Source organism: Martinezella lusitana (assembly GCF_016901135.1).
In the GTDB taxonomy this organism is placed as follows: Bacteria; Pseudomonadota; Alphaproteobacteria; order Rhizobiales; family Rhizobiaceae; genus Rhizobium; species Rhizobium lusitanum_D.
Map to the genome: position 1 here is coordinate 103,909 of NZ_JAFEVL010000015.1, position 13,068 is coordinate 116,976.

The window sequence follows — 13,068 nt, forward strand, 5'->3', positions numbered from 1 at the left end:
TCGAATAATATCAGCTACTTAAAAGATGTTTATCTAGAGACGAGAGAATCTTTGAAGGCGGCGATTTCAATCAGATTTTCTGCTGTCGTAGCCTCATCTATTCGGACTCGATTTCGAATTTCTGGCGGCATTCGGTCGACAAGATGTACTCGAAGGGCCGGCTCCGGAAGGCGTGACCATTGCGGAATTGGTACGACAGCCCGGCCTATCAAAAGGCGGTGCAGCATCGGTTTAAGGGCGCTAGGCTTTCGCTGTCGAAGGTTTAAAGCAAACGAATAAACTGAACGACGTTGGTGTGGGCGCAAGGTCGTCAGCTGTAAAACGGAACGTAAAATGACCACCAGAGGCCGATTTCAAGGGTAAAGAGGACCTAAAAACGACCAGGGATGGAACGTAAAAGGTCCACGCTTTTGGCAACAAAAAAGCTCGAGAAGACTCGGGCTGTTCAGTCGGAATTCTTTGGGATTAGATTGACCTAAGAGCGGGTCATCCGGCCGTTGTTCTCTTGGCAAGATCGGCCATCGTGGAATCCTGCAGCATGCCTAACAGTGTCAGGTAACCTGGCTGCGTTGATTGTCCCCAGAGTTCAATAGCCATCCGGCCGAATGCGGTGCCGGCATCTTTGACCTGGCTCGGAAAGATTATCTCTGGGAGCATGCCCGCGAGGGCACCTCAAACCGCGGCGTCCTCAGCACAAGGTATCTGACCAGGAGCTCCGACAATGTCCGTTACATTTTTTGCAGCATTCAAGATTGCGCGTGGAAAGCAGAAAGATACCTAATCTGAAGTAAAAATCCCTCATCCGAAGGATAACTGTTCATGTACCTAGCTATGCCATATGCTGACCTATTGTGGTTGAAATTGTGGGGCATACGTTGCATCACTTTGGAGGGGAGATGAGAGAGCGGGTTAGCGTGGCCTTCGTTGATGATCATCCAATGTTGCTCGAGGGGATCGCCGCAGTCTTTGCGCGACATGGAGGCTATGAAGTTGTAGGCAAAGGGGCAACTGCGGACGCGGCGCGGCAAATCTTCAACGAGTTGCGGCCGGGTCTGATATTTGTCGATCTCAGCATGCCGGGCGACGTCTACAGTGCGATCAGTGACATTACCTTTGTGGGCGCCGGAACAAAGGTCATTATCTATACCGCCTGCAACAACGTTGATATGGCCGTCCGATCTCTTGACAGCGGTGCGAGTGCCTTCATCCTGAAGGACAGTATTTCGAACGAGTTGTTCGGCGCCGTCGAGTCGGTGCTCAGGGGCGAGCTTTTTATCTCCCCAAGCTTTTCGGGAAAGGTGTATTCGTTCCTGAGAAACAGAAATGGGACAGCGACCGCGAAACTCAGCCACCGGGAAGAACAGGTCGTGGCCCTCCTTCTGAAGGCATGCTCCAATAAAGAAATTGCCCTTTCGCTATCGATCAGCGAAAAGACGGTCAAGCATTACATGACCAATTTGATGACAAAGCTGAATGCCCGCAATCGGGTCGAGGTAGCACTTGCCGTGCACCAGCAGCTTTCCGCCCTCAGCTGAGTTGCTGCGGATTTTCCAGGTCGAGCGGAAGCTTGACCTGCAGTTCGGTGCCACCGTCCGCGCGAGACCTAATCGACAGCGTCCCTGACAAGGCGGCGACGCGATTTTGCAGGCCGACGAGTCCCAGCCCAGGGCCTCGTCCTCCGTCATGCCTCGCTTCGGAAACGCCAGGCCCGCGATCGCCGACAATGATCGTCAGCTTGGCATGGTCCTCTCGGGCCGTCACCGATTGTCCTACCGCCGACGCATGCCGGTAGGCATTATTCAAGCCCTCTTGGATTACCCGATAACAACATATCTTAACAGCTGTCGGTACAGTCGAGGGAAGGTTGCCCACCTCTCTCTCCACGGCGGTTCCGGTCAGTTGTTCATGCCGGCGAATGGCAGCCTCAATGGTTTCCGCTAACCCCTCATCCTGAATGCCCGGCAGGACGAGCCCGCTAGATATATTGCGGAGCTCGGAATAGAGAAATCTCGCGAGCCGTATGGAATCCGGCGGCCCACCTTCGTCTCTCGTTGTTTCGATCGGTTCATGATCTTCCTGGCCGTCTCGCCCGTACTGAAGAGACAACATTAGAATGCTCAGCGTTTGGAGGGGCCCATCATGCAGTTCCGATCCCAAGCCCGCTAGAAAATTCTCGCTATCTTCACTCGCGCGAATGCGCGCCCGCTCTGCGGTCTTGCGCAGTTCATTGTTCTGTTCGGCCAGGCGTGCGGCTTCAGCGTAACGCCGCTTCAGGTCATCACGTTGCAAGTCGATAATCCTGCTGCCGCGGGACACGATCAAATGCAGAACCGCAACCATGGCAAACGACGTTGTCCCTACGAGCAGCCAGGTCGAATTGCGCGCCTTGGTGCGTTCGTCGATCAGCGCCGCGGCACTTTGATAGAACTCGCCGACGGCAATGACGCGATCGGATTGCATTTGGTAAAGCGGAGCATAGACTTCGAGCAGTTTGACGTGGGCTTCCTCCTCGGGAACGCCTTCCAGCAAATCATCGATGTCCTCGAACCCGGTCGCAAGCTCGCCTCTGGCTGCCGTCCTGACTTCAACCTCAGCCTCTTCGCCCTTTTTTATGCGGATGCTCGAACTATAGGCGAGCGTTCCGTCCAACCGCCAGATCTTAAGCAGGATAAAGCGCTTGCGCAGATCGCGGTCGGAAAACAGCGTGTTCTCAAATAGCGTGTTCAGGCGCGTTTCCATCTGTTTCGAAGGCGGCTCGGGTAATGCCAGTTCCTGGACGTAGGGCTGAAGGAACGCCTGGAGGAAGATCGCGCCAGCCTCGGCAGCGCTGCGCGTCGCACTTCCCTGCGCGCGTTCGCTCATCCAGCTTCCGAGCGTGAACATGGCGATGCTGACGATCAGCGTTGCCGTGATCAGGAACTGCCGCGACAGGCTGCCGGCCGACCACTTCGCCTGCAACGTGCTGGAGACTCGGGACCAAAGTCGCAGGAGACCGGCGGCTAAATGCTCAGTCCTACCATTGGACTTCAGTTCCAGCATCGCATGAGACTTTCTCTGCTAATATTCGAGGCAGATATCGATCAAACTCATCTTCCATCAGATCTTGCGGCCAACTCCGGGTTTATCGGGGCTGACCCCACCAAAAGGGGAGATGAATATGCCTTCCGTTAAGCCATTCGAGATCACACTCGGCGACATCAACTATCTAATCGACCAGATGCGCGACGCGATTTTTGTCGTCAGATTCGATGCGCAGGGCCGGCCAGTTTACGGGTATCACGACTCTGCCGGCGTCGTCCACGAACTTGGTTTATTTGGAAGTTTCGACCCGCTCAGTGTCGTCGATCCAATCACGGGCCTGTCGATCTACGATGGCGCCCGCGAGGCGAGCGGCTTTCGCGTGCCCAGCGGATTCTTCAATAATCTGGTGGATCTCACACGCTGGAACTGGGGCTCCGGCCATAGTCCTTTCCCGCGCCTGACGGCGGCGGACTACAGCCACTATGTCCAGCAGGTCCTGACCAATCGGGCGCTTGCAGGCGACGCCACACATGACGGCTATCTCGATACGCATCCGACCGTGAGCGACCCGAATGCGAGCACGACGCTAGCAACGCCGGCGGCCTATGCCGATCCGAACAAGAGCGTGGTCGACTATACGCCACGGATGATAGCCCAGACGATCAGCTCGTCGAACACGGGAGGCGCCCTCGACAAGGTGGAGCTCAATGCGCCTGGCACGGTGACCGACGTCGTGACCTCCACCTATGCCGACGGATCGGTGCACACCGAGAATATCGTCCGCAATCTGAACACGCTGCCTGGCGACCCCTCGACAAGCGGTATCTTCACCCTGTTCGGCCAATTCTTCGACCACGGGCTCGATTTCATTGACAAGGGCGGCCAGGGCGCCAAGATCATCATCCCGCTGGATCCTGATGATCCGCTCTACCGGGCGCCTGGAACAAACGGGGCGGCGGACCCCGGCAACACGACCATCACGATCTCGCGCGCGACGCCCGATCAATACACCTTGAATGATATTCACGGACGTCAGGTCTCGATTGCCGGCGCCGACAACACCTGGGGCACGGCTGACGACGTAAAATCGCTCGGCGCTGACGGTGTTCTTGGAGGAACCGGTGCCAATGCCGACGTTCTCGGGCCAGTAGCCAAACCCGCCGTAGCGACTTACACCGACCACACTTCGCCCTATATCGATCAGAGCCAAAGCTACGGCTCCGACACCCAGATCACGCTGCTCTTGCGCGCATGGGTGCTGGATCCGAATACCGGACAATATCGGCCGGGCGCCGAGTTGTTTGATGGTCACCAGACTCAGGCCTATAACAGTGCTGTCTTCAATGATGCGGCACCTGGCGGGCTGGGGGCAGGCATGACGACAAGGACGGTGCCGACCCTTGCCGAGCTGCGCGCTCATCTCCTGGCAACCGGCCGAGATGACTTGACATGGGATGATGTCAACAACTACCGCGCCCGAGATGCGAGTGGCCATATCATTGATACGAACGGCGTCGATCTCGGCGGTTATGTCTTCACCGGCCAAGCACTGCTCCTGGACATGAATCCAAACATCGGCGCCATCGATTTCAGCAATTCCACCATTGCCGCCGGGGGCATCACCGCTGCGAATCTGATGTCGTTCATCGATTTCTCGAACTTCTCGATCCGCAATTCGGTTGCAGGTGTCGCTGTCACAGCTCAGCAATACGCCGCGGTCAGCGAAGCGCTCATGCAGTCGGTCGCCAACCACTATATCGCCGGCGACGGTCGCGCCAACGAGAACTTTGGTCTGACGGCGCTGCATCACGTCTTCCACGAGAATCACAACGTCCAGCTGGTCAATCTTGAGAACGCGATCCTGGGTCAGGCCGATGCGGCCGCCCGCCACAATTTCCAGATCGCAGTCAACGGACCTGGCGGCCCCTACACCGATGTCGATGGAAACTACCTTACCTCTGCGGGCGGGCCGATCTCCTGGGATCCCGACAAGATGTTCGAAGCAACGAAGCTGATCAATGAAATGGAATATCAGCATGTGGCGATCGACCAGTACGCTCGCCTCGTCACGCCCGACCTTCCCGAGTTCGTCACCTACGACAACGATATCAACGCCAACATCTCGCTAGAATATGCGCAAGCCGCCTTCCGCTTCGGTCATTCGCAACTGCGAGAGACGATCGACGCCATCGATCCGGCTGGCATGGTCAGCAAGTTCGCCCTGGCAGGCGCATTCCTGAATCCCGGCCAGTTCGCCGCCGTCGGTGCCACCGACATCGTCCGCGGCATGTCGCAGCAGCTATCGAATGAGGTGGACGAATTCCTGACGCCTGCCATGCAGCAGTCGTTGCTCGGCCAACCGCTCGATCTTGCCGCGATCAACATTGCCCGTGGCCGCGACCTCGGCATTCCGACCCTCAACGAGGTGCGCCGGCAGCTTCACGACGCGCTGGTTGCAGAACGCGCCGCCGATCCCACGACACCGCACCACACCAACCTCATCGTCGACGCGCTCAATCCCTATACGAGTTGGGCGGAATTCGGCTCGCAGATGCAGCATCCCCAGTCGCTGGTGAACTTCATCGCTGCCTATGCCTTCGATGGGGATCTTGCCAAGGCCGAAGCCATCATCGGCCTGGAGAACGGCTCGATCGCCGAGGGAACTGCCCAGGCTCAGGGCTATAGCGTCGAGGATGCGATCAGCTTCCTCAACAACTCGGCAAGCACGCCGGCCGGTCCCCCCGCAGGCGCCGACGCTTTCAACAATATCGATCTCTGGATTGGCGGCCTTGCCGAACTTCACGTCTTCACCGGACAGCTCGGAACGACATTCAACGCGATTTTCGAGGACCAGATGGAACGGTTGATGGACGGCGACCGCTTCTATTATATCTACCGCCTGCAGACCGCCCTGAATATCGATACCGATCTTGGCCACGCCATCGTCACTGAACAATTCAAGGACATCATCGAGCGGACGACAGGCGCAATCCATTTGAATGGCGATGTCATGGGTTATGCCGACAGCAATCTCGAGCTTGCCAAGACTGTCCTGCCCGGCACGGCGCTCAGGGCAGTCAGGGGCGAGATCATCCTCGACATCAACGGCAATTCCGTGGTCGCCAATATGGGCGACCTCAAATATGACGTTAATCACCAGCTGATCATGCAGGACTACAAGACCGCGCACGCCTACGGTGATCTGATCGCGCTGCATGCCGGCGACGCCAACGGTACGGATGTCGTCGGTGGCGCCGCGAATACCGGTTATGGCATTTACACGGGCGTCGGCAACGGCACCGTCGGAAATGGTGGCCTCATCACCAAGTCGAACACCGACCTTGGCATCACGCGAACCTTCATTCGTGATTTCCGCCCCGACATGGGCGAGAACCCGGATGGGACGCCGGCCTCGGGATACAATTCTCACGAAGTGATTGCCGGCACGGATTATGACGACTGGATCGACGCCGGCAACGGCGACGACACGATCTATGGCGACCGCGGCGACGACGTTCTGGATGGTCGCGCCGGTGCAGACCACATCTATGGCGGAGACGGTCAAGATGTCATTTACGGTGGCGATATCGAGGATTTCCTCGATGGCGGCTCAGGGGACGATATCGTCTATGCCGGCACCAGCGCCGGAGCGCTCGATGTGGTGATCGGCGGCGGCGGCAATGACAAGCTTTATGGCGAAGCTGGCATCGACGAAATCTACGGCGGCAGCGGCGACGACTATATCGACGCAGGCGGCGACACCGACCTTGCCTTCGGCGATGACGGCAATGACGAAATGTATGGCGGCGACGGCCCGGACGAACTGCGCGGCGGCCTCGGCGACGACATCCTTTCCGGCGGCTCCGGTGCCGATATGCTGCTCGGTGAGGGCGGCGACGACATCATCCTCGGCGGTATCGGTCAGGCGGCCCAGGTCGGCGACGCCGATGAGGCCCTTGGCGGCGACGGCTTCGACATCGCATCCTATAGCGATGTCAGTATTGTACTTGATACGGCGGCAGATTTGCGAAACCAGGGACTGACGGCCGCCAACGGCGGAACTGCGTTCAACCCATTCAACCAACTGCTGAATCAGATCGAAGGCCTGGTGGGTTCGAAATTCGCCGATCGGCTTATCGGCGATGCCGGCGCCAATTGGCTAATTGGCGGCGGTGGTGGTGACCGCTTCAACACGACAACGGCAGACGCAACCGGCAACATCGGTAGTGGCGGCAATGACCTCATTATCGGCGACAGCATCCGCCTGGACACCCTCATCGGCGCCTATGGCGGTTACTCGACCACGCTGGACGCACTTGGAAACGCTGTCCATAACGTCGGCAATGTCCTGAGCGCGGGCTTGCTTGGCAATCTGTCACTTGGCACCCAGATGTTCGCCAAGCACTACACCGATCTACTGAAGACTGCGAAATTCAAGGATATAGTGCTCGGCTCCGATGGGGCGGCCGCGGGGACGGACACTGCTGTATACTCCGGCAACAGGGCCGACTACACGATCACCGCGATCACCTTCGCTTCGGTGAACCAGGGGACGATCGTGGCCTACAAAATTGAAGACCACCGCGCCGGGTCGCCTGATGGCACAGATCTGGTGGTCGGTGTCGACCTCTTCCAGTTCGCGGATCGAACGCTGGCGGCGGACCAGCTGGCAAATCACGCCGCGACGGGCACCGTGTCGTTCAATGCGGGGTCACTCGGGAGCCTTGCGCGTCTTGCGCCCACAAGCGCTCTCTTCGACGCCGACAACATCACCGTCGCAAATCCGCAGGGTAGCATCACCGTTCCAAACGGGGGATATAATTGGCAGACAAGTGTCGATGGAGTGGCCTGGACGACGATCCCTTCCGGCAACGGAGGCGGCCAGCAATCTTCCCCGCAGCACATTCTTAGCCAAGGTCAGACCGCGGGAAAGCTCGTTCGGCTCGTTGCATCCTTCACCGATGCGTTCGGGAATCCGGAATCCGTTGCTTCGAGCGCGTGGAACCTCATCGTTGGCACGAACTCCAACAACTCCGGCGCCGCCGCCCTCAGCGGCACTACCAGCCTGCTGATCGGGGACGTCATCTTCGGCCTCGGCGGCAACGACACGTTGAACGGCCTGGCCGGAGATGACCAGTTGTTCGGCGGCGACGGCAACGACACGCTGAGTGGCGGCGAGGGTAACGACTACCTAGACGGCGGCAACGGTAACGACACGCTGATGGGAGGTGCCGGCGACGACACCTACGCGATAGCCGGCGGAGGTACGCACACGATCGTCGAGCAAGCAGGCGGCGGTACCGACCTGGTCCTCAGTTCCGTCGACTATACTCTCGGGAACAATCTCGAGAACCTGACACTGACCGGCGGGGGCAACAATGACGCCACCGGCAACGGGCTCGCGAATATCCTCATCGGCAATTCCGGCAACAATATCCTCGACGGCGGAACCAATGCCGACTCGATGACCGGCGGTGCCGGGAACGACACGTATATTGTCGACAATTCAGGCGACAGTGTCCATGAAGATGCCAATGGGGGAACCGATACAGTGCGAACTGCACTTCCAACGTTCGCCCTTTCCGACAATGTCGAGAACCTGGTCTATACCGGTAACGCGGCGTTCACGGGCACAGGCAACGCCCGCAACAACGTCATATCAGGGGGCAACGCCGGCGACACGCTGAATGGCGCCGATGGCAACGACACGCTGAACGGCGGTGGCGGCAACGATACCCTGAACGGCGGGACCGGCAACGACATCCTTGTCGGCGGGGCCGGAAATGACAACCATACCGGTGGTGCGGGCGCCGATCAGTTCGTTTTCAACACCAACCTAAACACGGCAGGTGTGGATACGATCAGCGACTTCGTCAGCACCGCTGCCAATCCAGCCGAACACGATCGTATCGCTCTTGACAATGCGAGCGGTATCTTCAGCCAGGTCGGAAACAACGGAAACCTGTCTGCGGCTGCCTTCTGGAGTTCGGCGTCGGGCACCGCGCATGATGGTTCCGACAGGATCATCTACAACACCACCACCGGCTGGCTGACCTACGACAGCAACGGTAATGCCAATGGCGGGACGCAAGTGCACTTTGCTACCCTCGAAGCGAACCTCACGTTGCAGGCAGCCGACTTCCTGGTTGTCTGAAGCAGAGGGGCCAGCCATGCCGAACGCCCCTACGCGCTGGCTGGCCCCGCTTCAGTCATGTTCGATCGCTTCGCATAAAGAGTAGTGGAGTTCACGATGCATCAGCCATTGCGTGCCGCAAATGCCAATCACAGTTTGTTCGATCCCAGAATTTCCAGAACATTGCCCGCGACCATCGCGTTCAAGCGGCGGATGTCCGACCTGCAGGCAGTCGGCGTTTTTTCGGGCGTCATCAGCATCCTGACGCTGACGGGCTCGTTCTACATGCTGCAGGTCTATGACCGGGTCCTGGTCAGCCGCAGCGTCGAAACCCTGCTGGTGCTGTCGCTGATCGCGCTCGTCGCCTTCGCGCTCCAGGGACTGCTGGACGCGCTTCGGCTTCGCATGCTGAGCAGGATCGGGGCGCAGTTCGATGAGGATCTCGCCAGTCTCGCTTTTCGCGCCGCCAGCCTCCTGCCGCTCAGAGGCGCAAAGCCCGACGAGGCAATGCAGCCAATACGCGACGTCGATCAGGTTCGCGCCTTCCTCGGCAGTCCAGGCCCCACGGCGCTCTTCGACCTGCCGTTCATGCCGCTTTTCGTTGTCGGCTGCTTCATCCTGCATTCATGGCTCGGCTGGCTCGCCGTTGGCGGCGGAAGCATCATCGTCATCCTGGCGGTGGCAACCGATGTGCGCACGCGCAGTCCCGTACATGATGCAAACCTGCAGGGCAACAAGCGACATTTGTTTGCGGAGTCGGCTCGGCGACACTGCGAGGCGGTGGACGCCATGGGCATGCACGGTGCGCTGGGCATCCGATGGAGGAAACTCAGCTGCGATTTTCGCGACACGAGCCTGCGCTCCAGCGATGTCCAGGCGGGCCTCGGCGCTTTCGCGAAAATATTCCGGACAGTCCTGCAGTCGTCGATCCTGGCGCTCGGCGCTTATCTCGCGGTCAACCAGGAAGTATCCGGCGGCGCAATGATCGCCGCCTCGATCATGACGTCGCGGGCACTCGCGCCTGTCGAAACGGCGATCGCGCACTGGAGAGGGTTCGTCAGCGCAAGGGCGGCCTATGTCAGGCTTAAAAGCTCACTGTCCATTGCAATCGAAGCCGACCAGGTCGAATTGCGGGCGCCGGCGCGCAGGCTCACCGTCGAAGGGCTTGCCGCTGCCGCGCCGGGTGCCAGCGATCCCATCCTGTTGAACGCTACCTTTGAACTGCATGCCGGAGACGGCCTCGGCATCATCGGCCCGAGCGGATCGGGAAAATCTTCGCTCGCGCGTACGCTTGTCGGGGTCTGGCAGCCCCTCAAGGGCACGGTGAAGCTCGATGGCGCCCTTCTCAACCAATGGAACCGCGACGATCTCGGCCGGCATGTTGGCTATCTCCCTCAGGATCTGGCCCTTGTCGACGGCACGATTGCCGAGGCGATCTCACGCTTCCAGGTGGAGAGCAATTCGGAAAAGATCATCAAGGCAGCGACGGCGGCGGGCGCTCACGATCTCATCGTCGGCATGACAGACGGCTATGAAACGCGGATCGGCGACGGCGGCGTGTTTTTATCTGGAGGGCAGCGGCAACGGATCGGTCTGGCAAGAGCACTCTATGGCGATCCGTTCCTCGTCGTCCTCGACGAACCCAATTCGAACCTTGATGCAAGCGGCGACGCGGCGCTCAGTGACGCGATCCGCGCCGTGCGCGACCGCGGCGGCATAGCCATAGTCATCACCCACAGACCCCTCGGGCTCGCCTCCGTGGACAAGGTCGCGTTCGTTCATGACAGAAGCATCAAGCTGTTCGGACCGAAGGACGAGGTGTTGGCGGTCCTCACCCGGCCGTCCGATGCCACCATCCCCCTCAACGCCAGCGGGAATGCCACCCATGTTTAGCCAGGCCCAGATCTATTCCGACCACGCGCTGTCGCTCCGCCGTTACCGGCGCGCGGGCACGATGCTGATCCTAGCCTTTGTCTCCACCTTCGGCCTCTGGGGCGCCATCGCTCCGCTTTCGAGCGCGGTCGTCGCATCGGGACATTTCGAAGTCGAAGGCAATATCAAGAAAGTGCAGCACAAGGCCGGCGGAATCGTGTCGGAGATCCTCGTCCATGAAGGGCAGCGGGTGGCCGAGGGGCAGACCGTTATGCGTCTGGACGGAACCAATGCCAGATCAGATCTTCAGATCATCGAACATCAACTGGCGGAGTTGCAGATGAGCGCGGCTAGACTGGGCGCCGAGCGCGACGGCGCTGCGGATTTCGCACTTCCTGATTACTTCGTCGCCAATGCGGATCCATCAACGGCCCGGGTGCTTTTTCGGCGAGAGCAGAGCCTTCTCGATGCCAGACTGAAAGCCCGTCAGGGGCAGAAGCAGCAATTGACCGAACGTGTGACGCAGCTGACGAACCAGATCGATGGCCTCACCCAACAGGTGGAGGCAAAAGAGCATGAGCGACAATTGCTGGACACCGAACTCCATAGTCTGAGAAGCCTGCTTCAAAGGCAGCTGGTTCTCGTCAGCCAGGTTAAGGTGCTCGAGCGGAACACGGCCCAGCTCGACGGCGAAATCGGACAATTGCTGGCATCGACTTCGGAGATTCGGGCAAAGATTGCGGAGACGAAACTCCAGACGCTCAACCTCGATCAGATCGCGGTTGCCGAAGCCAGCAAGGATCTTGCGGAAACGGAGAGCAAAATCAACGAGCTCAGCGAAAAGCAAATCGAAGCCAAGGATGCCCTGGCGCGCCTCGACATCAAGTCGCCGCTTGCCGGTTTCGTACATGAGCTTTCCGTCCACACCATCGGCGGCGTCGTCAGCGCCGGCGAGGTGCTGATGATGGTCGTTCCCGAGAAGGCAGAACTGAATGTCGAGCTGCGCATCAGCCCGCAGGAGGTCGATTCGATCCATGTCGGGGACAAGGCCTATGTGAGGATCAGCGGCCTCAATCGATCGACGACTCCGGATCTCGACGCCAAGGTCGAGATGATCGGCGCCGACCTCGTCCAGGATACCGCGTCGCGGGTTTCCTACTATCCGGTTCGCGTGCATCTTCTGCCGGGGGAGATTAGGCGGTTGAACGATACTCAGGTCGTTCCCGGAATGCCGGTGGAGGCCTTCATCACCACATCCCAGCGGACATTTTTCGACTACCTCTGGGAACCGCTATCCGACCGGTTGCGGCGCGCCATTCGTGAACATTAAAACTGGCCAATATTTCCAGCCGTTCTGCGGTGCCGAATTGAAGGCAGAACATGCAACAACCGTTCAGCTACTGAGGCAATTCGACAGAGAGAGGTGGCGCCGAGTCTCGCCGAGCAGAATGTTCAACCCATCGGGTTCGGTGGACTAACCAGCACGGCTCAACGTGCCGGTCGTGATGAGCGAGCCTGCGACGCCCGACTTTCGCCAATTTCAGAGATTTATGGTTAATTAGTAAAATATTAATCTCTGAAACAACGAAGGGGAACTGTGGGCGAGATGAGGGACTGAGGACGCGAAATTGGGGTTCGGACGAAGACCAACAACGGATTTTGGTACCGTATTGTTTCATTGGTTGACCGTTGCAGCAGTCGTTAGGGCATCGTAAACTTAACGGCAAAAAGGCGCGACCATGAAGCAGGCCCCTTTTGTCTGTCATGCCCGGGCGATTTTCGCCCACAGGTTCATCGCCGCTGCGCGCAGTTCTCGATGATGGCTGGAGGAGATGTCGTGGCGCGGGATGTGGAACAGGTTGGCAATCGGGTCATGGATAGAGACGAAGCGTTGTAGGTGTCGCTGTGACTTGAGGCGCTTCATGATCCGCTCTCGCCACCGGATGGGTTGGTGGGAATTCTCCGCCCGATTGTTGAGGCCCTTGTGAGAGCGATGATCGACACCAGGCATGATCTCCCGCTTTGCGGCACCGTAGGATCGA

General features: G+C 58.9%; 6 protein-coding genes. 4 read left to right on the forward strand and 2 right to left on the reverse strand.

The genetic code is table 11. The features are described from left to right. Positions 1-896: 896 nt before the first annotated feature. The gene (locus JTP94_RS06410; protein WP_204849702.1) at positions 897-1,535 is read left to right on the forward strand and encodes a response regulator transcription factor; all 639 of its coding nucleotides are present in this window, start codon (positions 897-899) and stop codon (positions 1,533-1,535) included. On the opposite strand, the gene JTP94_RS06415 is transcribed toward JTP94_RS06410, so the two are convergent. Beyond that, on the reverse strand, positions 1,528-3,039 hold the full coding sequence (locus tag JTP94_RS06415) for a sensor histidine kinase (RefSeq protein ID WP_204849703.1): 1,512 nt from the start codon (positions 3,037-3,039) through the stop codon (positions 1,528-1,530). The genes JTP94_RS06410 and JTP94_RS06415 overlap by 8 nt on opposite strands. A gap of 118 nt (positions 3,040-3,157) precedes the next feature. Between JTP94_RS06415 and JTP94_RS06420 the strand changes: the two genes are divergently transcribed. The 3 genes from JTP94_RS06420 (at position 3,158) to JTP94_RS06430 (ending at position 12,356) form a co-directional block, all read left to right on the forward strand. Continuing rightward, positions 3,158-9,175 carry a peroxidase family protein gene (locus JTP94_RS06420; protein ID WP_204849704.1) on the forward strand — a complete coding sequence of 2,006 codons (6,018 nt, stop codon included), beginning with the start codon at positions 3,158-3,160 and terminating at the stop codon, positions 9,173-9,175. A gap of 96 nt (positions 9,176-9,271) precedes the next feature. Continuing rightward, entirely contained in the window at positions 9,272-11,047 is a 1,776-nt protein-coding gene (locus JTP94_RS06425; protein ID WP_204849705.1) for a type I secretion system permease/ATPase, read from the forward strand. Then, positions 11,040-12,356 carry an HlyD family type I secretion periplasmic adaptor subunit gene (locus JTP94_RS06430; protein WP_204849706.1) on the forward strand — a complete coding sequence of 439 codons (1,317 nt, stop codon included), beginning with the start codon at positions 11,040-11,042 and terminating at the stop codon, positions 12,354-12,356. The genes JTP94_RS06425 and JTP94_RS06430 overlap by 8 nt, the downstream gene beginning before the upstream one ends. Before the next feature lie 432 nt (positions 12,357-12,788). Here the strand turns inward: JTP94_RS06430 and JTP94_RS06435 are convergent. Next, on the reverse strand, positions 12,789-13,068 hold a 280-nt coding region (locus JTP94_RS06435; RefSeq protein ID WP_204849707.1), incomplete at its 5' end, for a DDE-type integrase/transposase/recombinase.

Bases quoted from the DNA above. Each gene is read 5' to 3' on its own strand.
- JTP94_RS06410 (WP_204849702.1), top strand. From the start codon at position 897: ATGAGAGAGCGGGTTAGCGTGGCCTTCGTTGATGATCATCCAATGTTG.
- JTP94_RS06415 (WP_204849703.1), bottom strand. From the start codon at position 3,039: ATGCTGGAACTGAAGTCCAATGGTAGGACTGAGCATTTAGCCGCCGGT.
- JTP94_RS06420 (WP_204849704.1), top strand. From the start codon at position 3,158: ATGCCTTCCGTTAAGCCATTCGAGATCACACTCGGCGACATCAACTAT.
- JTP94_RS06425 (WP_204849705.1), top strand. From the start codon at position 9,272: ATGCATCAGCCATTGCGTGCCGCAAATGCCAATCACAGTTTGTTCGAT.
- JTP94_RS06430 (WP_204849706.1), top strand. From the start codon at position 11,040: ATGTTTAGCCAGGCCCAGATCTATTCCGACCACGCGCTGTCGCTCCGC.